A 24,754-nucleotide genomic window follows, 5' to 3' on the forward strand; every position below is an offset into this window, starting at 1 on the left:
TGGTACCCATGCAACGCGTGATCTCCCCGAGGGCCGCCGCAGCGGCGGCACAGCTGGCGACCGGTCTGCTCGCCGGGGCCCTGTTCTACGGCTTCGCCAACGTCAACCCGACCTTCGCGGCCGTCCCGCTGGACGTGCACCTCACGTTCCGCACGGAGCTGATGAACCTCAACGCCATCGTCATGCAGGCGCTCATGGCGGCGTCCTTCGTGACCTCCGCCGCGCTCGCCATCGGGGCACGCGGCCGGGCTCGCGTCTGCGCCGTGGGCGCCACCTTGCTCACGATCGCCACGTTCCTCGTCACGAGGTTCGGCAACGTCCCGTTCAATGCCGAGATCAGGGCATGGGCCGCCGGCGGGCTCGTGCCCGACTACCAGGAACGGCTGGCGATCTGGGGCGTCTTCAACGACATCCGCGTCGCCACCGCGGTGGGTGCGTTCGCGCTGGTCATCGCCGCTGCCGGGCTCCTGCGCCCGGCCCGCGCCGCGGTGCCGGTGTGAGCCGAACCCGAGCCCCACTGGCCAGGCGGATCGTCGTCGTCGCGGTCGTCGTCCTGATCGGTGTTCCGGCGCTCGTCGTCCTCGGCCTGCTGGCCTGGAACGACACGCCCGCCGACCAGCGGGCACTCCTGCCCGGCGTCGCGATCGACCTGAAAACCGTGGACACCCCGCTCGGGGCCGTTCAGTACGACATCTACGGCACGAGCGGGCCGGTCGTGCTGTCCGTGCACGCCGGCCTCGGCGGCGCCGACCAGGGCCGGTTGTTCGCCGGCTGGCTGCAGGACGACGGATTCCGGATCCTCTCCCCGTCGCGGCCCGGGTACCTCGGCACCCCGCTCTCCTCGGGCCGGACCCCGCAGGAGCAGGCAGACCTCTTCGCAGCTCTGCTGGACGAGCTGGGCATCGAGAAGGTGGGCGTCCTCGCAGCGTCGGCCGGCGGTCCCGTGGCCTACACGTTCGCCGCCCGCCACCCCGATCGCGTGTGGGGCCTGGTCTCCGTCGGCGCGCAGAGCAGGCCGAAGCCCGGCCCTGAGCCGGGCTCGTCCGCGCGGACGGTGTTCATGGACACGATCGGCGACAAGCTGGTGAGGCTGACCGCCACCTTCTCCCTCCGCTCGGTCGTGACCAGCACGCTCGACGAGACCAGCACCTTCACCGACGAGCAGAAGGCACAGCGCACCGATCGCATCATGAACGCACCCGAGGTCCGGGAGCTCTTCGCGGCCATGCTCGACACGACCTTCCCCTACGACCTCCGCAACGACGGCACCCGCAACGACGCGACGCAGGTCCGGACGATGGCGCCGCTCCCGCTCGCACAGATCACGGCACCGACCCTGATCGTGCACGCGACGCAGGACGGCGACGTCCCGTTCGACGACGGCGTGAACGCCGAGCAGCAGATTCCGGGGGCGCAGCACTTCTGGATGCAGGACGACGACCATCTGGGCTTCTGGCTGAGCCCGGCCGCACCCACGGCACAGGCAGCAGCCCGATCATTCCTGCAAGAACACGCCGGCTAGTAGGGCTAAGCGGACGCGACATGGTCACGTATCGCTGTTCTGATCGCGTTCGAACAGCGTCATGTGAACCATGTCGCGGCCGGGCCGGGATCGTGTTGTCAGGTCAGTGTGATCACGCGGGCTGGGCAGGCGTGCTCCGCCGCACGGGCCGCAGGCTCCTGCTCCGGCGACGGCTGCTCCAGCACGACCACCGTGCCCTCGTCGTCCTGGTCGAACAGCTCCGGGGCGTTGAGCACGCACTGGCCCGCCCCGATGCAGCGATCCCGCTCGACCGTGATCTTCACGCCACTCATGCCATCACCAGCTCACCGGGAGTTCGTGCACCCCGTAGACGACCATCTTGTCGCGGTAGCGGATCTCCTCCAGCGGCACCGCGAGATGCAGACCGGGGAACCGGCGCAGCAACGCCGGGTAGGCGATCTGCAGTTCCAGCCGGGCCAGCGGTTGCCCGAGGCACTGGTGCACACCGAAGCCGAAGGCCACGTGGTGGTTCGAGCCGCGGTGGATGTCGAGCTCGTCCGGGGACGCGAACGCCGACGGGTCCCGGTTGGCCGACTCGGTCGCGGTGATGAGCCCCTCGCCCGCGCGGATGGTCACCCCGCCGATCTCGATGTCCTCGAGCGCGACCCGGCGCCGTCCGGTGTGGACGACGGTGAGCAGGCGCAGCAGTTCCTCCACGGCGCTCTTCACCACGGCGGTGTCGCCGTCGCGCACCTCGGCGGCCTGCTCGGGGTGCTCCAGCAGCGTGAGCGTGCCGAAGGCGATCATGTTCGCCGTCGTCTCGTGGCCGGCGACGAGCAGCAGCAGGGCCATCGTCGCCGCCTCGGAGCGGCTCAGCTGTCCGGTCGACACGTAGCGCTGCGCGAGCCGGCCCAGGATGTCGTCGGTCGGCGAGGTCTCTTTCTCCGCGATCAGCGTGGTCAGGTAGGCGCGGAGCTCGTCGTTGGCCCGCACGGTCTCCTGCGGGTCGGCCGAGACGTCGAGGATCGCCCGGGAGTGGTCCTGGAAGAAGTCGTGGTCGGCGTAGGGCACGCCGAGCATGTGGCAGATGACCATCGACGGCAGCGGGAGCGCGAACTCCTCCACGAGGTCGACCGGCCGCGGACCGCGCTCCATCGCGTCGAGCAGGTCGTTCACGATCTTCTCGACCAGCGGGCGCAGCGACTCGGTGCCCCGCACCGTGAAGTCGCTGATGATCATCTTCCGGTACCGCGCATGGTCCGGGTCGTCCATCCCGATGAAGCTCCGCGAGGTGAGACGCCGCGCGCGCAGTCCGGGTGACTGGAACGGGAAGTTCGGCAGGCGCGTGTCGGAACTGACCCGCGGGTCGGCGAGCAGGTTGCGGACGTCCTCGTAACGAGTGACGAGCCACGGCGAGCTGCCGTCCCACAACCGGATCCGGGTGATCGGCTTCTCGGCCCGGAGCTGCGCGAGCTCGGCCGGTGGGTCGAACGGGCAGGTGCGCGCCATCGGGTAGGTCGGCTCCGCCGATGCATTTGCGTCGTTTCCGGCCGTGATCGTGGTGGGTGTCATGACGACCTCCTCATCCGTGCTACCCCGCTATATTAGCTACGCTAAGTAGTTACTGTCAGTAACACTCGTTTGAAGGAGAACGCCCGTCCGGCAATCCGAACCACCCGCTCGACGTGCACATATCGGATCTTCCGAGCAGACCCTGCACCGCCGGGCGAATCCGCTCCGTGAGGGAAACGCGACGCGTTCGGGCCGTGGTGGTTCCGGCGGGCCGGGTACAGACTGGATCCGGGCCTCCGGACCGCGGGCTCCTGAAAGCAGGCGGCGAGGAGGACACGTGGCCGGCAACAACGACCGATCGGACGAGCGGGAGAACCCGCACGTCGTGCTTGCTGTCGATCCCACTGCCCCCGGGGATCCCCCGGCCCGTGTCGTCGTCGAGCTGGTGCAGCGGTCCGCGACCGAGGCTTCCTTACCTCCGACGGTCACAGTGGACGGAGCGCGGCCGCTCGTGGTCCCCGCCACCGAGGCGGGTACCGGTCCACATCTCGCCGCCCTCCAGCGGATCGCCGACGAGAACGGCGGCAACCGGGCCTGCCCCAGCCCGGGCTACGAGGCGAGCGTCCGGTACGTGGCCGACGTCCTCGGCGCCGCGGGCTACGACGTCAGCACGCCCCGGTATCCGCTGCCCAAACGCCGCAGGCGCCCGGGCGAGACCTCGTGCTGCAACGTCCTCGCCCAGACGCGCACCGGAGATCCGGCGCGGGTCGTCGTGATCGGTGCGCACCTGGACTCCGTGCGCAGGGGGCCGGGGATCAACGACAACGGCTCGGGGGTCAGCGCGTTGCTCGAGATCGCGACCCGGCTCGGCGCCTCACCCCCGATCCGCAACGCGGTGCGGTTCGCCTTCTGGGGCTCCGAAGAGGACGACATGGGGGGATCGACCCACTACGTGCGGACCCTCTCGCGCAGCGATCTCGACGACCTCATGCTCTACGTCAACGTCGACATGATCGCCTCGTCGAACGCGGGCTACTTCGTGCAGGGCGGCGAGGGGAAGAGCCGCAAGAAGTTCGGGCCGCCCGGCTCGGCGCAGGTGGCGGTCGTCCTGGTCGAGCAGCTCGCGGCCGCAGGCGTCGTCGCCAGGACCGTGCCCTTCGACGGCGAGTCCGATTTCGCGCCCTTCATCAACGCCGGCATCCCGTCCGGTGGGGTCATGACCGGCGACCGGCAGAAGAAGACCGAGAAGCAGGCCCTGCGCTGGGGCGGCAAGGCGGGCGAGCGGTTCGACCCGCAGTACCACACGCCCCGCGACCGGATCGACAAACTCGATCTCGTCGCGATGGACCGCTTCACCCGCGCCCTCGCCGGCACGGTGGCCCATTTCGCGATGTCGGCCGACGGCCGTCCACCCGGAGGACGGGCCGCGCTCACCTCCGGATGAGGTCGACGGCACGCTCGGCGATCGCGACGACGGTCGCGTTGTTGTTGGCGGAGATCGGCGAGGGCATGACCGAGGCGTCGGCGACGCGCAGTCCGTCCACCCCGACCACCCGCAGCGTGGGATCGACCACGGCCTCCGGGTCGGTGCCCATCCGGCAGGTGCCTGCAGGGTGGAAGTAGGACATGGTGCTGCGCCGCAGGTAGTCCATGCAGGCATCGTCGTCCTGGACGTCCGGGCCTGGCAGCGCTTCCCCGTCGTGCCAGGCCCGCAGGAGCGAGCGGCCGCCGATCGCGCGGGCCAGGCGCAGCCCGGTGATCATGCGCCTGCGGTCGCAAGGGTGGGCGAGGTAGTTCGGGTCGATCAGCGGCGGCGTGGTGATGTCGGTACCGGCCAGCCGGACGGTGCCGCGGCTCACCGGGGTGAGCAACGCGAAGACGATCGAATAGGCGTCAACCGGCGCCGCGACGGCCGCGGAGTGGAACGACGAGTCGACGGCGACCAACTGCAGGTCGGGCTCGGCAGCCTCGGCATCGCTGCGCCACCGCACGCTGAACTGGTCGAGCCTGCCCGACCGGACGAACGGGAGCGCGGCCTCCGAGCCCCGGTAGACCACGCTGCTCATGACGTGGTCGTGCAGGTTCTGTCCCACCCCCGGCGCCTGCGCGACGACGTCGAGGCCGACTTCGGCGAGATGATCCGGCGGCCCGATCCCGGACGCGAGCAGGAGGTGCGGAGATCCGATGGCCCCCGCGGTGAGCACCACCTCCCCGCTCGCGACGTCCTCGACGGCACGCCCGTGCAGCGTGTACTGGACTCCGCAGCAACGTCCGTCCTCGACGACGAGGCGGCGGGCCAGCGCCTCGGTCAGCACGGTGAGATTCGGCCGGAAGAGAGCGGGGAGCAGGTAGGCGTCGACCACGCCTCGCCGCTTTCCGTCCACAACGGCCGTGTCGTGCCAACTCGCGCCGTCCGGGGTGCTTCCGTTGATGTCGTGACTTTTCGGGAATCCGGCGGCGAGCGCCGCGTCGAAGGCGTCGGCGATCAGGGCACTGGGCCGGGGCAGGGACGTCACCACCAAGGGCCCGTCCATTCCCCGATAACGCGGGTCGCGGCCGTTCGCCTGCTCGCTGCGCTTGAAATAGGGCAGCAGCGTGTCGTGGTCCCAGCCCGTTGCCCCGGCCGCCACCCATGCGTCGAGATTGGCACGGTGGGCGCGCACGAAAATCGATGCGTTGATACTTCCCGAACCGCCCAGGATCCTGCCGTGCGACACCTGCATCGTCGCTCCACCCAAGCCCTCCTGCGGCACGGTCATGTGGCCCCAGTCGACGTCGCTGCCGAGCAGCTTGGGCCAGAGGTGGGGATCCACCAACGCCTGTGGGTCCGCCCCCTCGGCCCGGCCCGCTTCGAGCAACAGAACCCGGACGGTCGGATCCTCCGACAGCCTCGCCGCCACCACACAGCCGGCAGAGCCCGCACCGACCACGATGTAGTCGTACACCGACATTGTTTTCTTTTCCCCCGTCGGACCCGTACCGGATGAACGCCCCGAGCCCGCGCGCAGATCGGACGATCGCCGCGGACTTCCTCGACAATCACATTTACCATCCCGTTCGACCGGTCGGCCGAACGGCACGGGCGATCACTTCGATATGAGTGCTGGCGTTAACGTGACTCCATGATCTCCGTTCCGCTGTCCGTCCTGGAACTCACGTGGGTACAAGAAGGACATTCGGCACAGGAAGCACTGGCCGACACGGTCGAGATCGCCCGGCGGATCGAGCGGCTCGGTTATCGGAGGTTCTGGGTCGGCGAACATCACAGCACATACATTTCCGCCGGTGTCGCGCCGGCAGTGATCATTGCGCAAGTGGCCGCATCGACCTCGTCGATCATGGTGGGTTCCGGCGTGATGCTGAGCAACCACGCACCGTTCGCCGTGGCCGAGCAGTTCGCCACCCTCGACGCCCTCCATCCCGGACGGATCGACCTGGGGGTCGGCAGCGGTGCCGGCACCACGAACGAACGCGCCGTCCAGGCGCTGCGGCGCTCCTCGATGGGCCGCGGAGCGACCGACTACGCGCGAGATGTGCGCGCCCTGATCGAGTTCCTCGCCGGCGGAATCTCGACCGACGACCTCGTGCTGCTCCCGTGGTACGAGAGCTCGACGCCGCTCTGGCTGCTGGCGACGAGCCAGCACGGCGCTTCGCTGGCCGCGGACCTGGGACTGCCGCTCGTGGTCGGCCACCACATCCGCCCGGAGAACACCGCAGCAACCGTCGCCCGCTACCGCGAGGCCTTTCAGCCTTCGCGATGGTCCGGCCGACCCTACGTGATGTTGTCGGTGCAGGCCGTGTGTGCGGACACCGACGAGCGGGCGGAGGTGCTTTCCCGCCCCGCCGACCTGCTCCGTGCGGACCTCGTGGCCGGCCGGACGCCGACGTTGCTGTCGCCCGAGGCGGCCTCGTTCTACGAGCCGAGCGGAGCGGATCTGGACGTCATCGCCCGAGCGCGGATGCATCAGGTGCGGGGCGAACCCCACACGGTCGTGCGGCGGCTGGCGAAGCTCGTCGCCGAGTGCCGCGCCGACGAGCTGATGATCATGACGCCCGTGTACGACCTCGCCGACCGCACCCGGTCCTTCGAGCTGATCGTCACCACGGTGGCGGCGGAGGTCGCGAAGCGCAGCTGACCGTGCGGTGCCGCTCCTACCGCTCGGACGGGCTCGGTCATCAGGACCGGCGCGACCAACCGAGGGTATCAGTGGGAGTGATGGCACCGTCAGCTTCGGCTTCGCTGCCCGGGCCTCTTCGTGCCTGCTCGTCACGATTTACCGCCTGTGCGTGCCCGCGAGTGACCAATTCGACAGCGCGACTTTCCGGTTCTCCTTCCATCAAACGGAAATCGCGTTTCGCTGACCCCCGTGTTCCGGGCCAACATCTTGTGGACGTTCGTGTACGCCGCGTCGCCTCCGGAGCCGGGGGCGGCGTTCCCCCGAGCAGAACGAGCCAATTGAACCGGAGGGAGCTCGCCATGTTGACGGCTCCGTGGAGCGCCGGCATACGCGGTGGGGCGATCCGCCCGGGTCCGGGCTATCCCCGCCCGTATCCGGGCAGGCCGCCGACCCGCCCCCGCCACCCCTGGAGCTTCTCGTGAAGAGCACGCACGCCGAGTCCGAGTTCGACGTCCTGGTCGCCGACCGTCAGGTCGCGGCTGACGGGGTCGTCGCCCTGACCCTGCGCCACCCCGATGGCGGCGAACTCCCCGAGTGGACGCCGGGCGCGCACGTCGACCTCATCCTCAGCGACGACCTGACCAGGCAGTACTCGTTGTGCGGCGACCCGGCCGAGCGCAACGCGTGGCAGGTAGCCGTGCTGCAGGAGCCCGACGGCCGGGGCGGCTCCGCATTCGTCCACGACAAGCTGAGCACCGGCACGACCGTGCGGGTGCGGGGTCCGCGCAACCACTTCCCGCTGGAACCCGCCACCCGCTACCTGTTCATCGCCGGCGGGATCGGGATCACGCCGATCGTGCCGATGCTCGGGGCCGCCACGGCCGCGGGCGCCGACTGGCAGCTCGTGTACGGCGGCCGCACCGCGGCCTCCATGGCGTTCGTGGAGCAGCTGCGCGCCACACACGGCGAGGAGCGGGTGGTGCTGCGCCCGCAGGACGAGCACGGCCTGCTCGACCTCGACTCGCTGCTCGGAGAGCCGGCCGACGGCACGCTCGTCTACTGCTGTGGCCCTGGCCCCCTGCTCGACGCGGTTGAGCAGCGCTGCGCCAGCTGGCCGTCCGGCTCACTGCACACCGAGCGGTTCACGCCCAAGGAGCAGGGCGAGCCGGTGCTGTCCGGCTCGTTCGAGGTGGAGCTGGCCCAGAGCGGCACGACCCTCACCGTGCCCCCCGACCGGTCCATTCTCGAGGTGCTGGAGGACGCGGGCATCCAGGTGCTCTCCTCATGCCAGGAGGGCACCTGCGGCACCTGCGAGACCGTCGTGCTCGCCGGAGAGGTGGACCACCGCGACTCCCTGCTCACCGACGAGGAGATGGCCGCCAACGACACGATGTTCATCTGTGTCTCCCGCGCGGCATGCCCGAGGCTCGTGCTCGATCTCTGACGCCCTCCGACCACAGAACGGCAGGCCACGATGACCGCTGCGCAGACCGTGCCCGCCCTGGACGACGACCCCTTCGGCACCGAGGTCCTCACCGACCCCTACCCGTTCCACGCGCGGCTGCGCGAGGCCGGGCCGGTCGTGCACCTGCCGCGGTACGACCTGATGGCGATGGGGCGGTACGCGGAGGTCAGAGCGAGTCTCACGGACTGGGCGACATTCGTGTCGAGCCGCGGGGCGGGTCTCCCCGACTTCGCGAAGGAGAAGCCGTGGCGCCCGCCGAGCCTGCTCCTGGAGGCCGACCCGCCGGACCACACCGTCGTCCGCACCGCGATGAACGGGGTGATCGCACCGCGCGCGGTGCGTGCGATGCGGGCGAGGTTCGCGACCGTCGCCGAGGAGCTGGCAGACGCTCTCGTCGCGCGGGGCCGCTTCGACGCCGTGACCGACCTCGCCGAGGTCTACCCGCTGCAGGTCTTCCCCGACGCGGTCGGGCTTCCGGCCGAGGGACGGGAGAATCTGCTCCCCTACGGCGCGCTCGCCTTCAACGCTTTCGGCCCGCGCAACCAGCTGCTCACCGACGCGCTGGCTGCGGCAGCGCCGGTGCAGGAATGGATCCTCGCCCACTGCGAGCGCGACGAGCTGGCGCCCGGAGGTCTCGGGGCCGAGATCTGGGCGGCCGCGGACCGCGGTGAGATCACCCACGAGCAGGCGCCGCTGCTCGTGCGCTCGCTGCTGACGGCCGGTCTCGACACCACGGTCTACGGCCTCGGCAACAGCGTGTGCGCGCTGGCGCGCCACCCCGACCAGTGGGCAGCACTGCACGCCGACCCCAAGCTCGCGAAGTTCGCCTTCGACGAGACGCTGCGGTGGGAGTCGCCGGTGCAGACCTTCTTCCGCACCACCAGCGTCGACGCGGTGGTCGCCGGCACCACCATCCCGAAGGACTCCAAGGTCATGCTCTTCCTCGGCTCGGCCAACCGGGACCCACGCCACTGGGGTGAGGACGCCGAGTCGTTCGACATCCGCCGCTCCGCCGCCGGCCACGTCGGGTTCGGCATGGGCATCCATCAGTGCGTCGGCCAGCCCATCGCCCGGCTCGAGTCCGAGCTCATGCTCGGTGCACTCGCCCGTCGCGCCGTACGGCTCGAGCTCGACGGGGATCCGGTCCCCAAGCTCAACAACACGCTGAAGGGGTGGGCGAGCATCCCGGTCCGGCTCACCGCCGCCTGACGAGCGGCCTCACGAGCTCGGGAGGGGTGTGCTGCGCAGCACGGGCACCTGCTGGCGCTCCACGGGGCACAGCGCGAGGAAGTTGCGCACGAGCGGGTCCGTCTCGCCGAGCCACGCGGCAGCCATCGTCAGCCGCATCGCCGTGCCCACCAACGGGATGCACACGACGCCCGGCTGAGCGACGCGCCGGCCCGACCTCGGCACGAAGCACACACCCAGGCCGCTCGCGACCAGCCCGAGCGCGACGTGCGTGCGGTCGACCTCGTGGGAGATCCGCGCGCTGAACCCCGCAGCGGCGCACTGGGTGACGTAGTAGTCGTGCAGCTCCTGCTCCTGTGAGCGGGCGATGAGGATCATGTCCTCGTCCGCGAGCTCGGCGAGGTCCACCGCCTCGCGCGCGGCCAGCGCGCTGCCTTCCGGCACCGCGAGCATCACCGGCTCCGACCGCACCGTGACGAGCGAGAGCTCGCTGACCGGCTCGATCGGCAGCCGCACGAAGGCGAGCTGCACGTACCGGCTGCGCACCGCGTTGACCGCCTCGGTGTTGTGCATCTCCTCCAGCGCGAGACGCACACCCGGATGGCGCGTCCGGAACATGCGCAGCACCGGTGGGAGCAGGTCGTAGAGGGCAGGGGCGATGAAGCCGATGCGCAGGATCCCCGTGGCACCCCGACCGGCCGAGCGCGCGCGCTCCACGGCGCCGTCGGCCTGCGTGAGGAGCCGCCGGGCGTCCTCGAGCAGTGCGGCGCCTGCCGTGGTCAGCACGACCTGGCGCTTGTCGCGCTCGAACAGGCTGACCGCCAGCTCCTTCTCCAGTGCGGAGATCTGCTTGCTCAACGCGGGCTGCGCCAGGAACACCCGCTGCGCGGCCCGTCCGAAGTGCAGTTCCTCGGCAAGAGCGACGAAGGAGCGCAGATGCCTCAGCTCCATGGCCACCCGCCCCTCTGTCCCGTGCGGCGATCACAGCACGGAACGTGCAGATGGCGCCACGCCGGTGTGGGTGATTCCTATACGGCATGAGGGCGCTCGTAACCGGTATTTCCGATCGGGGCCCACCTACGTTCACAGTTGCGATCGTGACCACCGTGGACGCCGGCACCGGGCTCGTCGCGCTACTCGACGACGACATCGCTCTCGCTTCGGCCATCGCCGGGGCCGAGCTACCGGCCCTGCTCCCCGCTCTCGCCCACCTGACCGGCAACATGTCACTGGTCGCCGACGAGCTCCGTCCGCCGTTGCGCCTGCGCCCTGACCTGGTGGAGCCGCAGGGCGGGATGTCCGAGGAGGCACAGGAGCTGGGCCGCCGCCTTGCGCTCGCCGCCCTGCAGGCATTCCGCGACCGCGGTGCGGTGCCCGCACCCGATCCCGACGATGCGACCCTGCGCCGGTTGATGCGGTTCGTGGCGGGCGACGTCGCCGACGACTACCTGCCCCTGATGTCCCACGAGCTCGGCCTGCCCGTCGACGCGGGCGCGCCGGACTGGACCGCCGCCGAGGTGGCACCCGGCCGCACCGTCGAGGTCGTGGTGATCGGCGCCGGGATGTCGGGGCTGGTGACCGCACACCGGTTGCGTCAGGCCGGGGTCCCGGTGACGGTTCTGGAGCGCAACGACGACGTCGGCGGCGTGTGGCTGGAGAACGGCTACCCCGGCGCCCGGTTGGACACCCCGAACTTCGCCTACAGCTTCTCCTTCTCCCAGCGGCCGGACTGGCTGCACCTGTTCTCCGCCCGCGACGACATCTGGGGTTACTTCCGTGACGTCGCGGAGAAGTTCGACCTGCGCGAACGCGTCCGGTTCGGACACGAGGCCGTCGAGGCGGTGTTCGACGAGGACACCAGGCGCTGGACGGTGCGGGCGCGCCGCGCCGACGGATCCGAGGCGGTGTTCGAGGCGGACGTCGTCGTCAGCGCGACGGGCCAGCTCAACAAGCCCAGTTACCCCGACGTTCCCGGCCGCGACCGGTTCGCGGGCCCGAGCTGGCACACCGCCCGCTGGCGCGACGACGTCGACCTCACCGGCAAGCGGGTGGCCGTGATCGGGACCGGGGCGAGCGCCTATCAGGTGGTGCCCTCGATCGTCGACCGCGTCGGCGCGCTCACCGTCTTCCAGCGGACCCCACCGTGGATGCTCCCGACGCCGACCTACCACGACCCGACCCCCGAGGAGCAGCTGCGCCTGCTGCGCGAGCTGCCCTACTACCACCGCTGGTTGCGGTTCCTGCAGTTCTGGACCTCCGTGGAGGGACGGCGGCCGTTCATGGAGGTCGACCCCCGCTGGGAGCACCCGATCTCCGTGTCGCCGGCCAACGAGGCGCTGCGGCAGGCCCTCGTGACGCACCTCCGGCGCCAGTTCGGCGACCGCCCCGACCTGCTCGCGAAGGTGATGCCGAACTACGCCCCGGGCTCGAAGCGGATGATGCGCGACAACGGCGTGTGGCCCGCGGCGCTCAAGAAGGACCACGTCGACCTGGTGGCCGAGAAGATCACGGAGATCACGCCCGACGGGGTGCGCACGGCCGACGGCGTGCTCCACGAGGTCGACGTCCTCATCTACGCCACGGGCTTCCGCGCGTCGGACTTCCTCGCGCCGATCACCGTGCGCGGCCGCGACGGTGTCGACCTGCACGAGCAGTGGGGCGGCGACGCCCGCGCCCACCTCGGCGTGCACATCCCGGGCTTCCCCAACCTCTTCTGCGTCTTCGGGCCCAACACCGGCCTCGTGATCAACGGGAGCATCCTGCTCTTTTCAGAGATCGCGGTGGAGCACATCCTGGGATGCGTGCGGCTGCTGCTGGAGTCCGAGGCGTCCACCGTGGAGGTGCGGCGTGAGGTCCACGACGCCTTCAACGAGCACGTCGACGCCGGCAACCGGCGCATGGCCTGGGGCGTTGCGACCGTGAACAGCTGGTACCGCAACGCGACCGGCCGGGCCTCGCAGGTGTGGCCGTTCACCGTGCTGGACTACTGGCGCATGGTGCGAGAACCCGTCCCGGCGGAGTTCCACATCGACTGATCCACGATCGCCCGACTACCCGACCCCGTCCCCCGACTCCCCATCCCCCGGCCCCCCGAACCTCAGCCCCCAGGAGCGACCGTGAGGACTTCCGCGTCTCGCAGTGCCGCGAGTCCGCAAGAGCACACCCGGCGGGTCGCCGCCGCGACCTTCGTCGGCACCGCGATCGAGTGGTACGACTTCAACATCTACGGCGCCGCCGCCGCACTGATCTTCGCCCCCCAGTTCTTCCCGAACATCAACCCGGTCGCGGCCACACTCGCCGCGTTCGGCACGTTCGCCGTCGGGTTCCTCGCCCGCCCCATCGGCGGCATCGTCTTCGGCCACTTCGGTGACCGGCTCGGACGCAAGCAGACCCTCGTCGTCTCGCTGATGCTCATGGGCGTCGGGACGTTCCTCATCGCGCTGCTGCCCACCTACGCCCAGATCGGCATCGCAGCGCCGATCCTGCTCGTCGTGCTCCGGTTCGTGCAGGGCCTGGGCGTCGGCGGGGAGTGGGGCGGCGCCGTGCTCATGGCGATGGAGCACGCCCCCGAGGGCCAACGCGGGTACTACTCGTCGTTCCCGCAGATGGGCCTGCCGGCCGGGACGCTGCTGTCGAACCTCGTCTTCCTGGGTGTCTCGCTGTCGCTGGGCCAGGAGCAGTTCGCGGCGTGGGGCTGGCGCATCCCGTTCGTGCTCAGCGCCGTGCTCGTCGTGGTGGCCCTGGTGGTCCGGCTCCGGCTCGCCGAGAGCCCCGAGTTCGCGCGCACCCGGCAACGTGGCAGGGTGCGTCGCCTTCCCGCGCTCGACGTGCTGCGCAACAACCCCGGCACGGTGATCCTCGGGATGGGCATCACGCTCGCCCCGTCCGGGCTGGGCTACCTGCTCTCGGTGTACCTGCTCTCCTACGGCACCGGGACCGTGCACGTGCCGCAGGTGACGATGCTGCTGACGATCACGGCGGGGTCGGTGGTGTACCTGGTGGTGGCCTATCTGACGGGCCGCGTGTCCGACCGCGTCGGCGCCGTGCAGATCTTCACGGTGGCATCGGTGCTCTCGGTGCTCGTGCCCTTCGCCGTGTTCGGCCTGATGGACACCGGGGCGGTTCCTGCGGTGCTGCTGGCTATGCTCGCGATGGGACTGGTGCTCGGCCTGCTGGTGGCGGTGCAGGCGATCATCGTGTCGCGCGCCTTCACCACCGACGTGCGGTACACGGGTGCGTCGATGTCCTACCAGTTCGGCGCCGTTCTCGGCGGCGGTCTCACGCCGTTGCTCGCGGCCGCGATCCTCGGAGCAACGGGCTCGTCGATGTGGGTGGCCGCCTACATCGCGGGGCTCGCCCTGCTCTCGGGAATCGCGGTGTGGTTCCTTCCTCGCGAAGCGGGCACGGAGATTGACCCCGGAGCCGCGGTCACCGGCGGTGCGGGTGACGAGCCCCTGCGCGACGGCGCACCGGCCTGAGCGCACCTGCCGCGCTCGGCCGGCCTCCCGGACGAGCGCGGCAGCGAGCCCGTCAGCGGCTCACCGACGCGGCGGGCGTCCACGCCGGGTCACGCCCGCTGAGCCCGACGAGCCGGTCGAGCACCGGTGCGTCCGCCGGCACCGGGACCGGCGGGCCGAACAGCCCGGGCACGCCCTCCGGCTGCGCCGCCGCTTCCACGAATCCCAGGCAGGCCTGCACGCTCTCCTGGTCGACGGCGTAGGCCTGGCCGGTGGCGCGGGCGAGGTCCCAGCCGTGCAGCACGAGCTCGTCGAGCGCCACGGCCGCCATGGCGGCTGCCGGCATCTGCACCCCGCCGGCAGACGTCATGCCGTCCCGGGCCGCGGGGTCACCCCACGCGGCGACGAGCGCGTCGAGCCGACTCGGCAGGAGCGTGCGCCACTGCGGGTCGAGCGGGGGCTGCACGGCCGGTGGTGCGCCGAGGTCCGGTTCCTTGGCCGCGGCTGCCCGGAACGCCTCCGCGAGCCCGAGAAGGTGGCTGAGCAGGGCGCCGACCGTGGTGTCGGCGCAAGGGGTAGGGGCCTCCAGCCGGTCGTCGGTCACCCCGTCCAGCAGGCGCGTGAGGCGGTCGGCGGCCGGGGCGAGATCGACGAACGATGCGGATGTCATACCGATATGACCAGGCCCGCGGCCGGGACTCATCGGTCGCGGGCCCGCCGCGTCACCCCATGCCGCTGACCCGGAGAACCTCGATCGAGAGGAGCAGCCGGACCTGGTCACGGCCCCCGTACCAGGGGTAGGGCCCTCCGAGGTAGCGCTGCGCCAGCTTCTCGATGTGCTCGGCGGCACCGTCGGTGGTGACGTCGAGGACGCGGCCCCGCACCGCGTAGTACCGGGCCGCGTGGTCGGGGTCCGACACGGTGAGGGCCACGCGCGGGTCGCGTTCGATGTTCCTGATCTTCTGGAACCCCTGCACACTGTTGATCAGCACGTGCTTGCCGTCCGTGTCGACCCAGGTCTGGGTCAGCTGCGGCGACCCGTCGGGCATCGTGGTGGCGAGGTAGCAGGGGCTCGGGCGCTGCAACAGGTCGAGCAGACCGTCGGGAATGTCCACGACCCGCATCGTTCTCGGCCGTGGTGCTCCCGGCGGCAGGGGGTCAGACGCGCGCGCGTTCGAGTTCCGCGCCTGCCGCCCGCTCGGTGGCGTCCAGCAGCGAGACCACATCGCCGGACGTGCGCCCCGGCTCGTCGTTCCAGCGCGTGAGGTCCCGGACCTGCGCTGAGCGGATGGGCGGGGCCGGACACCAGCGGATCGGCTCGCGGTCGTCACCGTAGAGCGTGTGCCAGGTCAGGTCGAGCGCCCGCTGCACAGGCTGGGAACGCACAGCCGCGAGCCCACCACCCGCGTGAACGATCGCCCCGACCAGGCAGGCCCCGGTGATCGGCCGGTCACCGACGCTCCGCAGGTTGCCGGCGTTGATCGTCCGCTGGTGGCCCTGCGGGTCGCGGTAGGTGAACCAGCCTTGCTGCACCCAGCCCGACGCGATCACCGCACGGGCGTCACCGATCAGGGCCCGGATCCGGTGGAGCTCGGCGAGGTGCGCGGCGAGCCGGTCCTGGCGGGCGAGACGCTGCCGCTCCCGGCGACGCTCCCGCCACCGCTGCCGCACTCCGGCAGGGCGTTCCTGCAGGGGCGGTGCGATACGCAGTTCCATTGTCACGGCGGCTCCTCCCGGGCTCATGCAGGCCGGGCCTACGACGACGGTCCATCGCAGGTTACGTCTCCCACGCCGCACCTCGTGGGTCATGAAGCCGGCGCGAGCAGCACCGCGTTCGGGCGTGCGCCGTGGCGCATACCGATCACCACGTCCCCGTCAGGGAGGTCCGGAGTCATGTGGCGAGCCAGGACGCCTGCCGCCGCACGGTCGACCATGAACAGGCTGAGCACGAACGGCACACGCGTCGTCACCCGCTGTCCGGACTCCCGATCGCGGAAGGGCATCGTGATGCGGCCGGACTCGACGCGGCGCTGCAGGACCAGAGGCGACTCGCGCGCCGCATCGGCAACAGCCGACTGCCAGTACTGCGCCGACATCTGGTTTCCGAAGATCACCTCGTTACTGGACTGGCCGACGGCCGGCTTCGCGACCAGTTGGTCGCGCTCCGCTGCCGCCATGCGCAGCAGATTCCTCTCCACCTCCGGGTCACCGTCCAGGCCCAGGCACACGGTCCACGGGATGTGGTCACGCACCAATGCGCGATCGGCTGGGCCGAGCACGCCCGCATCGCAGTCCTCGCGCAGCCAGGACAGCACCGCCTTCGACGAGACGAGCGCTGACTCCGGGCGAGGGAACAGCCCGACGGTCCCGGCACGGTCCGCGGCGCACAGCGCGGCGAGCCCACCACCGTCGTCGATGATGCGATCGCTGCCGTACCACCGCAGCAGCACGACGTCGAGCGGCACGTCGGAGACGAGCAGGCGGCCGGCGGCATCGAGGCTCAGGTCGGCGAGGTCGGCCTGGAAGACCTCGAAGCCCAGCCGTTGCGCACCGGCCACGATGACCGGCTGGATCCTGTCGCGGCGCTGACGTGCGCCCGAGACGTCGATCACCGAATGAATCGGAATGAGCAACCGTCCCGTTCCGCCGTGCCCATTCCCGGCGTGCCGCATGCGGTTCAGAGCCTCGCACCGCGCCGCCACCGTGGAGGGCGGCCTTCGCAGACCGCTCTCCGGGCACAACCCGATATAGGCGTCCGCGAGCCAACGTGCCACCGCGTCACCACCGAGCCGGGTGCTGATGTTGAGCTCGAGAAAGCGCAGCCTTCCCTTTTCGATCAGGACGTCCGGCCGGGCATATCGGTTGAGTTCTGCCGGTATCAGCGGGCGATCAGGATCCATCACAGGGATCCGATGAGGGAAGCGAAGTACTCGATGCAGCTCGCCCAGCGTCGAAGCGCGGCGACAGCACGCCTCCACGGCCAGGCACAACAGCCGGGATGCCATGGCCTCGAGGCCCCGGTAGGCCCGTTCCCGGATGACCATCGGTCGAAGTGGTTCCCAGCGCCTGCCGGGCCATCCCTCGCGCGCGTAGGGCCCCCATTCCGGCGATGTCGTCCGGCGCTCGATGAGCTCTCGGCGGAGCTCCTCGGGTAACGCATCCCAGACATCGTCGACAACCAGGTCGAAACGATCGTTATCGGCCATAACCGCCTATCTTCCACCAGAAGCGCGGATGACGTCGGTTCAGAACCGTGCGCCGTTGTTAAGTGAACAGTCGTATCCGTCACCTTCCGGGTCCGGACCGCGCTGGTAGAAAGTGATGATGCCCGCCGTGCCCCAGGCCGCCCGCCCGCTGCGCGGGCGGGACGCCGAGCTGGGCACGGTGCTGGCCGCGCTGCGCCACGCGCAGAGCGGTCGGTCGGCGCTGGTGGTGGTGCGCGGCGAGCCCGGGATCGGCAAGAGCGCGCTACTCGGCGCCTCGGTTGACCAGGCCTCGGCACTCGGGTTCACCGCCACAGCGGCGGCCGCGCACGAGACCGACGAGCTGAGCCCGCTGGCGTCGCTCGGTCCGGCTCTGCGCTGCGGGCCGGTGCCGCTGCTCAACTCGCAGCAGTTCCTCGACCTGGCACCGCTCACGGTGCAGCCGCTCTGGCTCGCCGAGCACCTGGCCGTGCTGCTGCAGCGCCGGGCCGGGTCGACGCCCCTGCTGATCGCGCTCGACGACGCGCAGTGGGCCGACCCGTTGACGACGTTCGTGCTGCGCATCCTCCTCGGGAGGCTGCGGTCCGCACCGATCGCGTTTCTGCTCGGCACCCGTCCGGCCGCCGGGGGTCCGGCCGACCAGGTCGTAGGCGGCATGGAGCGGAACAGGTGGGTGCGGTGGATCGACCTGGCACCGCTGCGCGACGAGGCCGTCCTCGCCGTGGCCGTCGACCACCTGGGACACGCGGCAGACCCGGAGCTGGCCCAGCGCCTTCTCGGCACGCGCGGCAACCCGTTCCTGGCGGTTGCCCTGCTCCGCGGCCTGATCGGGCCCGACGACGCCGGTGACCACGGCGACGACCTGCCCACCGGGCTGCTCGACGGGGTCCGCAGGCGCACGGCCAGCGCGTCCGAGCGATGCCGGGCCCTGCTCCGGGCGGCCGGCGTCCTGGGGGTGCAGTCCCGGCTCGACGACCTCGCGCAGCTGCTGGGCGAGCCGGCCACGCAGCTGACCGGCCCCCTCGAAGAGGCCATCGGGCTCGGGCTGCTGACCGACGACGGTGTCACCATCACCTTCCGAAACGAGCTGTTGCGCCGGGCCGTCTACCAGGACATGCCGCCGTCCGCGCGGGCCGCGATGCACCGGTCCGTGGTGGCGCACCTCATCGCCTCCGGGCGCGGACACGCTGCCGCCGCCCCGCACGTCCTCGCGTCGGCGGTGCCCGGCGACGCCACTGCGGTACGGGTCCTGCAACGCGCGGCGAAGGAGCTGCTCAGGACCATGGCGGTCACGGCGGTGACGCTCATCCAGCGGGCGTTCGAGCTCGTGGCCGACGACGATCCCGAGCGGGAGGAGGTGGCCAGGGACGTGGTCACGATCCTGGTCACCGCCCGCCACCACGACGAGGCGGCGGTATTCGTGGACCGGCTGCTGCAGGGCGCGGTGTCGCCCGGGACCGCCGCGGTGACCCAGCTGAGCCTCGCTCCGCACCTGTGGTCGACCGGGCGGCTCGGCGAGCTCGCCGGGCGCACCCGCGACCCTCGGTTCACCGGCGCCGCTCCCGCGCTCCGCGCACGACTCGCCGCCTACGCCGCCCTCGCCACCGGCTCGGATGCCGGCGAGCTCGCCCCGGATCCGGTCGCCCGGTCACTGCAGCTGGTAGCCCGCGCCGAGCAGGCCGAACGCGCCGACGAGTGCGGGGCGGCACGCGGGTACTACGAGCAGGCCAGGGCCGCGGCCGAGGAGGGCCTGGGTGAGGACGGCCCAGGCGAGGCGGGGAGCCTGCACGCAAGCCGGCTGGAACTGCGCGAGCTGCTGGTCCGCGGTCGTCTCGACGACATCAACGGCGCGCTGGCGCGGCTGGCCGATCTCGACGCCCACGGCATCGACTCCGATCCCTGGCAGGCTCCCCGGGTGGCGGTGGTCCGCGCCGTTCTGGAGCTGGGCGCCGGCCGCCTCGGCGCCGCGCAGGCTGCCGCGACCGCCGCTCTGCAATGGTCGGGCGACATCGGCGACACCGTCGATGCTCGGCTATGGCACGTCCTCGTCCTGGTCGCGTTCCACCGCGGCGAGCCGTCCGAGGCGCGGTCCCGGATCGCCGACGCCGAACGGCGAGGAGTGCCGGTGCCGGTCGGGCGGGCGCTGCTCGCGCTCGACGAGGACGAGCCCCGCGCCGCCGCCGGGCTCGTGCGGGAGCTCGCTGCGGGGGCGGTGCCGTGGCCGGAGGAGCTTCTCGTCGAGGCGGCGTGCGCGGCCCACCGCTGCGGTGACAGCGACACCCTGCATGCCGCCGACGACGTGCTGGGCGCGCTCGCGGCGCGCAACCCCGGCGTCGCGAGTATGGCGGGCGCCGCGGCCCTGACGCACGGGTTGCTCATCGGGAAGCCGGACGGCGCAGTCGACCTGCTGCGGCAGGCTCCGCGTCCGCTGCTGCTGGCCCGCTCCGAGGAGGAGGTCGGGCGGGCGGCACTGGACAGGGGCGACCCGTCCAGTGCCGAGTCGCTGCAGCGCGCCCGGGACGGTTTCGCCGCGTGCGGTGCCACGGCCGCAGTGCTGCGGGTCCAGCGGCTGCTGCAGCCGGTGGGAGCGCGCCGTCCCCGTGGCTCTGCCGAGTCTCGGCCGCGGGCCGCGACCGGCTGGGAGTCGTTGACGACGATGGAGCGCCGCGTCGCCGGGCTGATCGCGGACGGTCACACGAACCGGTCCGCCGCGGCCGAGCTCCACCTGTCCCCCAGCACGATCAACACGCACCTGCGCGCGGTGTTCACCAAGCTGGGCGTGCACTCACGGGTGCAGCTGGCGAAGCTCGTCCTGTCCCGGGCAGACGAGCCCGGAACGGGACCGGCCCTCCACCACGAGGGGTGACGGGCCAGCGGGGCGAGACACGCCCGCCCGCCCGTCACCCCCCGTGCCGGACCGGGGAGCGAGGTGGTCCTACGACCGTGCGGCCTTCTCGACCTCATCGGCGACGACCGTCGGGTGCGAGGCGGCCACGGCGTGCGACCCGGCGACCTCGGTGATCTTGGCGCCCACCCGCTTGGCCATGAAGACCTTCGCGGCGGTGGGGATGGCCTTGTCGTCGGTGGAGATCAGCGCGTACTTGGGGAGCCCGCCGGGGAGGGCGGCGGTGACCTTGTCGGCGAATGCGGTGGCCAGGATCGGCCGCTGCTCTGCCGCGGCCACGGCCGCGGTGGCGGCGGGGACGTCGCCCGCGAAGACCTCGCGGAAGCTGTCGGCGTTGACGTACAGCTCCGGGCCCGCCGGGCTGTCCACCGCGTGCCACGTGGTCGGGCCGAGCAGGCTGCCCGGGAACTGCGAGCTCAGCTGCCCCGCGGTCTCCCCCGGCTGCGGGATGAAAGCGTTGACGTACACGAGTGCCTTCACGTCGGGGGTGGAGGCGAGCCCGTTGACGAGCATCCCGCCGTAGGAGTGCGACACGAGCACCTTCGGGCCCTTGATGGCGTCGACGACCCCCTTGAGCTGGTCGGTGTCCGCCGCGACGCCCCTCAGACCGACGGCGGGGGCGATCACGGGGTAGCCGTCGTGCTGCAGCCGCTGGGTGACCCCACTCCAGGCCGAAGCGTCCTCGAAGGCGCCGTGCAGCAGGACGATGGTCGGCTTCGGCGTGTCGCGGGCCGGCGCGGCCGCAGCCGCGGTCGACGCCGTGAACAGACCGACGGCGGCGGTCGCCGCCAGCGCCACGGCAATGTTCCTGATCTTCATTACTGCTCCAGGGTCCAGTGGTGATGCAGGAATAGGAAACCCGGACCGACATACGCGAGGCATGACATGAAGACAGGAGATCTGGAACTCTCGGGCCGGGCGCCGGGCAGCGCCCGGTCGGGGTACCTGGCCTGTTCGTAGGAGATGTGGCCGCCCGGACATGACCCCGGGCACTTCGGCTTGACGGCCCCGAGTCGCCCCTGGTCTCAGAGGCTCGGCAGGGCGAGCCCGGCTGCCGGGATCGCCGACATCACCGCGTCGGGCATGTCGCGGTGGAGTCGTTCGAGCCCGATCTGCGCCCGCCGCACCCGTTCGCGGCCCAGCGCGATAGTGACCGCGTCGAGGTGCGTGCCGCTGGGGTAGATCACCGGCGTGTTCGCGAGCCCGAACTTGAGGTACACCGGCGCGGCGACCCGCACGATGTCGGCGATCTCGGCGTGCCGGACGAACCCGCCGAGGTCGTTCGGCGACTCGATGTAGACGTCCAGCGGGATGTCGACGGCCGCGCGGACCGCGGCGAGCTCGCCGAGCGTCATGTCGGTGGGCACGTTGTACGTGTCGGCGCCCAGCCGCTCGGCCAGCCGGATCGCGGCCGGGTTCGACAGTCCCATCTGCACGCTGATCTTGAACTGCAGATCGGCGGGGAACTCCCCGGCCGTGCGGAGCGCCGCCGCGGTCTCCAGCACCCCGAGGTCGGTGACCAGCACGCTCCGCACGCCCGCGTCGACCGCCCGCGCGATGTCCTCGAGCACGTGCACGAGCTGCTCGGTCCCCCGGGCCTGCGCACCCAGCGCCGCGCCACCCGGTGCGTGCGAGGCCGAGGACGCCGCGCCCCAGCCGGCGAGCGGCCGGGCGAACAGGCTCAGCTCCACCGGGCGGCGGGCCGCGGTGGTCGCCATCCGTTCCAGCTCGGCGTCGGTGAGCAGCAGTGCGCCGCTGCCCTGGGACACCCGGTGCACCGGGACACCGCGCGCGTCGGCCTCCTCCAGCACCGCGTCGAGCACGTCCGGGCCTTCGGTGCTCGGGATCTCCACCCGGCACTGCGCCCCGTCCGGGAACCGCTTGGTGCTCTCGGGCACGCCGTGGTCGGACCGGGCGTACCCCCGTTCGACCATTGCCTCGCGGATGCTCCGCTCCACTCCCGCTCCCCTCACTCGCCCTGGCCGAGCCGCAGCACGCTCCACGACACCGGGGGAAGCTGCACCCGCAGCCGCCCGTCGGTCAGCTCGGCGGTCCCGTTCGGCCGGGGCACCACCCGGTCCGGCTGCGCGGCCGTGTTGGTCGCGGTCCGGTCGTCGTCCGAGAGCGTGAGCGCCTCCCGCACCGCCGACACCGGCAGCCCTCGCACGTCCACCTCCAGTACAAGCGGCTCGTCCTGGCGCCGGTTGACCGCGAACACGGTCGCCTCGTGGGAATCTTCGTCCCACGTCGCGACGGCGTCGAGTACCGGGACGTCCCCGAACCTGGCCGTCTCGTACCGCGGGGACGACGGCTCGACCCGCAGCACCTCACCGCGCGCGTGCCGGGACGTCAGGGCGAACGGGTGGAAGATCGTCTGCCGCCAGGCGGGGCCGCCCGGCTCGGTCATGATCGGCGCGATGACGTTCACCAGCTGCGCCTGCGCCGCCGACGTCACGCGGTCGCTGTGGCGCAGCAGCGAGATCAGGAGGCTCCCGACGACCACGGCGTCGGTCACGTCGTACTGGTCCTCCAGCTGCCGCGGGGCCACGGGCCAGTCCTCGGGCACGGGCGTGCCCTTGAACCTGCTCTGGTACCAGACGTTCCACTCGTCGAACGACAGCATGATCTTCTTCGGCGACCGCAGCTTCGCTCCGATGTGGTCGGCCGTGACCACCACCGCCTCGATCATGCGGTCCATGTCCACGTTGGACGCGAGGAAGCTGCCGATGTCGCCGTCGAGCGGCTCGTAGTAGGCGTGCAGCGAGACGAAGTCGACCTGGTCGTAGGTCTCGGCGAGAACCTCGGCCTCCCACGCGGCGAACGTCGGCATCCGCGAGTTGGAGCTGCCGCACGCGACGAGTTCGAGGTTGCGGTCCATCATCCGCATCGCGCGGGCCGTCTCGGCGGCGAGGCGGCCGTACTCGGCGGCCGTCTTGTGCCCGACCTGCCACGGGCCGTCCATCTCGTTGCCCAGGCACCACATCCGGATCCCGTGCGGTTCCTTGGATCCGTTCTCCACCCGCTGGTCGGCCAGCGCGGTTCCCGCGGGGAGGTTCGCGTACTCGAGGATGTCGAGCGCCTCGGCGACTCCACGGGTGCCGAGGTTGATCGCGAGCATCGGCTCGACGTCGGCCTTGCGGGTCCAGCGCACGAACTCGTCGAGCCCCACGGTGTTGGGCTCGGTGGTGTGCCAAGCCAGGTCACGCCGTCGCGGTCGCTGCTCCAGCGGGCCGACGCCGTCCTCCCAGCGGTAGCCGGAGACGAAGTTGCCGCCCGGATAACGGACGGTCGAGACGCCGAGCTCGCGGGTCAGCGCCAGTACGTCGCCGCGGAAGCCGTCGGCGTCGGCGGTGGGATGGCCGGGCTCGTGGATGCCGGTGTAGACGCAGCGTCCGAGGTGCTCGACGAACGAGCCGAAGGTGCGCCGGCTGACCGGCGCGACGCGGAAGGCGGGGTCAAGGGTCGCGGAGGCGTGGAGCACGCTGTTCTCTCCCAGGGTCGGCGGAGCGGTCATTCCTTGAGGCCTGCGCTGCCCACGCCGCGGATCACCTGGCGCTGGAAGAGCACGTAGATGATCAGCAGCGGGAGCCCTCCCAGCAGCGCCAGCGCCATGACTTGCGCGTACTGGAGCTGGAAGGTGGTCTGCCCGGCCAGCAGGCCCAGCGGCAGGGTCATGAGATCCGGGTCGGTCGTCGTCACGAACGGCAGCAGGAAGTTGTTCCACGTGGTGATGAAGGTGAAGATCGCGACGGCGGTGAGCACCGGCATCGACATCGGGACGATGATCGTGAGGAAGATCCGCAGCCGGCTCGCCCCGTCGATCTGCGCGGCCTCCTCGTACTCGCGCGGGATGCCGTCGAAGAACTTCTTCAGGATGAACACCATCGCGGGCGCCACGAGCTGCGGGAGGATCATCGCGAAGTAGGTGTCGACGAGTCCGAGCGTGTCGAGCTCGTCGAACAGCGGGATGATCAGCACCTGCGACGGCACCACGATGGCGGCCACGACCGGTGCGAAGAGCCAGCGCCTGCCGCGGAACTCGGTGCGCGAGAACCCGTAGGCGGCCAGGGAGCACAGCACCAGCACGCCGGCCGTCACCGACACCGACACGAGAGTGCTGTTCAGGAACCAGCGCACGAGACCGCTGTTGCCGAACGCAGCCGCGTACGCATCGCCGGTGATACGGCTGGCGAACCACTCCGGCGGGATCGCCCTGGTCTCCTCCTCCGGCTTGACCGATGTCGACAGCGCCCACAGCAGCGGCACCAGCCACAGCACCGCCATCAGCAGCGCGAGCACGGTCAGGATCACACCACCGACGGTGGGACGCGGGCCGCGCCGCCGGGCGACGGGTGCGTCGGCGGACCGCTCGGAGACCAGGTCGGAGGTTGCCCTCATGACGCCGCCTCCGCGGGACCACATA

The 24,754-nt window shown here is 71.2% G+C and carries 21 protein-coding genes; 9 read left to right on the top strand and 12 right to left on the bottom strand.

All coding sequences use genetic code 11. The annotated features are described in order from the left end of the window. Nucleotides 1-8: 8 nt before the first annotated feature. Nucleotides 9-500: a DUF1772 domain-containing protein gene (locus ACQPZQ_RS33610; protein WP_433287560.1), complete on the top strand. Its 492-nt coding sequence runs from the start codon at nucleotides 9-11 to the stop codon at nucleotides 498-500. Beyond that, on the top strand, nucleotides 497-1,522 hold the full coding sequence (locus ACQPZQ_RS33615) for an alpha/beta fold hydrolase (RefSeq protein WP_433287562.1): 1,026 nt from the start codon (nucleotides 497-499) through the stop codon (nucleotides 1,520-1,522). Before ACQPZQ_RS33610 ends, ACQPZQ_RS33615 begins: the two co-directional genes overlap by 4 nt. Before the next feature lie 98 nt (nucleotides 1,523-1,620). Here ACQPZQ_RS33615 and ACQPZQ_RS33620 read toward each other — a convergent pair whose 3' ends face one another. Together ACQPZQ_RS33620 and ACQPZQ_RS33625 are read right to left on the bottom strand one after the other, a co-directional pair. Continuing rightward, on the bottom strand, nucleotides 1,621-1,815 hold the full coding sequence (locus tag ACQPZQ_RS33620; RefSeq protein ID WP_433287564.1) for a ferredoxin: 195 nt from the start codon (nucleotides 1,813-1,815) through the stop codon (nucleotides 1,621-1,623). 4 nt (nucleotides 1,816-1,819) lie between these two features. Further along, nucleotides 1,820-3,055, bottom strand: coding sequence for a cytochrome P450 (locus tag ACQPZQ_RS33625; RefSeq protein ID WP_433287566.1), 1,236 nt, complete (start codon nucleotides 3,053-3,055; stop codon nucleotides 1,820-1,822). Nucleotides 3,056-3,332: 277 nt separating this feature from the next. On the opposite strand from ACQPZQ_RS33625, the gene ACQPZQ_RS33630 reads away from it, so the two are divergent. Beyond that, complete coding sequence (locus ACQPZQ_RS33630; protein WP_433287568.1) at nucleotides 3,333-4,439, top strand: M28 family peptidase; 1,107 nt, start codon at nucleotides 3,333-3,335, stop codon at nucleotides 4,437-4,439. Here ACQPZQ_RS33630 and ACQPZQ_RS33635 read toward each other — a convergent pair. Continuing rightward, nucleotides 4,426-5,946, bottom strand: coding sequence for a GMC family oxidoreductase (locus ACQPZQ_RS33635; protein ID WP_433287570.1), 1,521 nt, complete (start codon nucleotides 5,944-5,946; stop codon nucleotides 4,426-4,428). The genes ACQPZQ_RS33630 and ACQPZQ_RS33635 overlap by 14 nt on opposite strands. 171 nt (nucleotides 5,947-6,117) lie before the next feature. Between ACQPZQ_RS33635 and ACQPZQ_RS33640 the strand changes: the two genes are divergently transcribed. From ACQPZQ_RS33640 to ACQPZQ_RS33650, 3 genes are all read left to right on the top strand, one after another. Beyond that, complete coding sequence (locus ACQPZQ_RS33640) at nucleotides 6,118-7,131, top strand: LLM class flavin-dependent oxidoreductase (RefSeq protein ID WP_433287572.1); 1,014 nt, start codon at nucleotides 6,118-6,120, stop codon at nucleotides 7,129-7,131. Nucleotides 7,132-7,591: 460 nt separating this feature from the next. Then, nucleotides 7,592-8,557, top strand: a complete 966-nt coding sequence (locus ACQPZQ_RS33645) for a PDR/VanB family oxidoreductase (protein ID WP_433287573.1) — start codon at nucleotides 7,592-7,594, stop codon at nucleotides 8,555-8,557. A 30-nt stretch (nucleotides 8,558-8,587) separates the two neighbouring features. Next, nucleotides 8,588-9,787: a cytochrome P450 gene (locus ACQPZQ_RS33650; protein ID WP_433287575.1), complete on the top strand. Its 1,200-nt coding sequence runs from the start codon at nucleotides 8,588-8,590 to the stop codon at nucleotides 9,785-9,787. A gap of 9 nt (nucleotides 9,788-9,796) precedes the next feature. On the opposite strand, the gene ACQPZQ_RS33655 is transcribed toward ACQPZQ_RS33650, so the two are convergent. Next, complete coding sequence (locus ACQPZQ_RS33655; RefSeq protein ID WP_433287577.1) at nucleotides 9,797-10,717, bottom strand: LysR family transcriptional regulator; 921 nt, start codon at nucleotides 10,715-10,717, stop codon at nucleotides 9,797-9,799. A 146-nt stretch (nucleotides 10,718-10,863) separates the two neighbouring features. On the opposite strand from ACQPZQ_RS33655, the gene ACQPZQ_RS33660 reads away from it, so the two are divergent. After that, a complete protein-coding gene (locus ACQPZQ_RS33660) occupies nucleotides 10,864-12,801 on the top strand; it encodes a flavin-containing monooxygenase (protein WP_433287579.1) in 1,938 nt (645 codons plus the stop codon). An 81-nt stretch (nucleotides 12,802-12,882) separates the two neighbouring features. Then, nucleotides 12,883-14,244, top strand: coding sequence for an MFS transporter (locus ACQPZQ_RS33665; protein WP_433287581.1), 1,362 nt, complete (start codon nucleotides 12,883-12,885; stop codon nucleotides 14,242-14,244). Between the two features lie 52 nt (nucleotides 14,245-14,296). On the opposite strand, the gene ACQPZQ_RS33670 is transcribed toward ACQPZQ_RS33665, so the two are convergent. From ACQPZQ_RS33670 to ACQPZQ_RS33685, 4 genes are all read right to left on the bottom strand, one after another. Then, entirely contained in the window at nucleotides 14,297-14,893 is a 597-nt protein-coding gene (locus ACQPZQ_RS33670; protein WP_433287583.1) for a TIGR03086 family metal-binding protein, read from the bottom strand. Between the two features lie 52 nt (nucleotides 14,894-14,945). After that, nucleotides 14,946-15,338, bottom strand: a complete 393-nt coding sequence (locus ACQPZQ_RS33675) for a PPOX class F420-dependent oxidoreductase (RefSeq protein ID WP_241036223.1) — start codon at nucleotides 15,336-15,338, stop codon at nucleotides 14,946-14,948. A 43-nt stretch (nucleotides 15,339-15,381) separates the two neighbouring features. Continuing rightward, complete coding sequence (locus ACQPZQ_RS33680) at nucleotides 15,382-15,939, bottom strand: DUF6197 family protein (RefSeq protein ID WP_433299485.1); 558 nt, start codon at nucleotides 15,937-15,939, stop codon at nucleotides 15,382-15,384. 89 nt (nucleotides 15,940-16,028) lie between these two features. Next, nucleotides 16,029-17,123 (bottom strand): hypothetical protein, encoded by a 1,095-nt coding sequence (locus tag ACQPZQ_RS33685; protein WP_433287585.1) that lies wholly within the window; start codon nucleotides 17,121-17,123, stop codon nucleotides 16,029-16,031. 424 nt (nucleotides 17,124-17,547) lie between these two features. Between ACQPZQ_RS33685 and ACQPZQ_RS33690 the strand changes: the two genes are divergently transcribed. Then, nucleotides 17,548-20,292, top strand: a complete 2,745-nt coding sequence (locus ACQPZQ_RS33690) for an ATP-binding protein (RefSeq protein ID WP_433287587.1) — start codon at nucleotides 17,548-17,550, stop codon at nucleotides 20,290-20,292. Between the two features lie 69 nt (nucleotides 20,293-20,361). On the opposite strand, the gene ACQPZQ_RS33695 is transcribed toward ACQPZQ_RS33690, so the two are convergent. The 4 genes from ACQPZQ_RS33695 to ACQPZQ_RS33710 form a co-directional block, all read right to left on the bottom strand. Beyond that, nucleotides 20,362-21,150, bottom strand: a complete 789-nt coding sequence (locus ACQPZQ_RS33695) for an alpha/beta hydrolase (protein WP_433287589.1) — start codon at nucleotides 21,148-21,150, stop codon at nucleotides 20,362-20,364. A gap of 206 nt (nucleotides 21,151-21,356) precedes the next feature. After that, nucleotides 21,357-22,265, bottom strand: a complete 909-nt coding sequence (locus tag ACQPZQ_RS33700) for a U32 family peptidase (RefSeq protein WP_433299487.1) — start codon at nucleotides 22,263-22,265, stop codon at nucleotides 21,357-21,359. A 35-nt stretch (nucleotides 22,266-22,300) separates the two neighbouring features. Next, nucleotides 22,301-23,845: an alpha-N-arabinofuranosidase gene (locus tag ACQPZQ_RS33705; RefSeq protein WP_433287591.1), complete on the bottom strand. Its 1,545-nt coding sequence runs from the start codon at nucleotides 23,843-23,845 to the stop codon at nucleotides 22,301-22,303. After that, nucleotides 23,842-24,729 carry a carbohydrate ABC transporter permease gene (locus tag ACQPZQ_RS33710; RefSeq protein ID WP_433287593.1) on the bottom strand — a complete coding sequence of 296 codons (888 nt, stop codon included), beginning with the start codon at nucleotides 24,727-24,729 and terminating at the stop codon, nucleotides 23,842-23,844. Before ACQPZQ_RS33710 ends, ACQPZQ_RS33705 begins: the two co-directional genes overlap by 4 nt. Nucleotides 24,730-24,754 lie beyond the last annotated feature (25 nt).

Source organism: Pseudonocardia sp. CA-142604, from assembly GCF_050948475.1.
GTDB classification, from domain to species: Bacteria; Actinomycetota; Actinomycetes; order Mycobacteriales; family Pseudonocardiaceae; genus Pseudonocardia; species Pseudonocardia alaniniphila.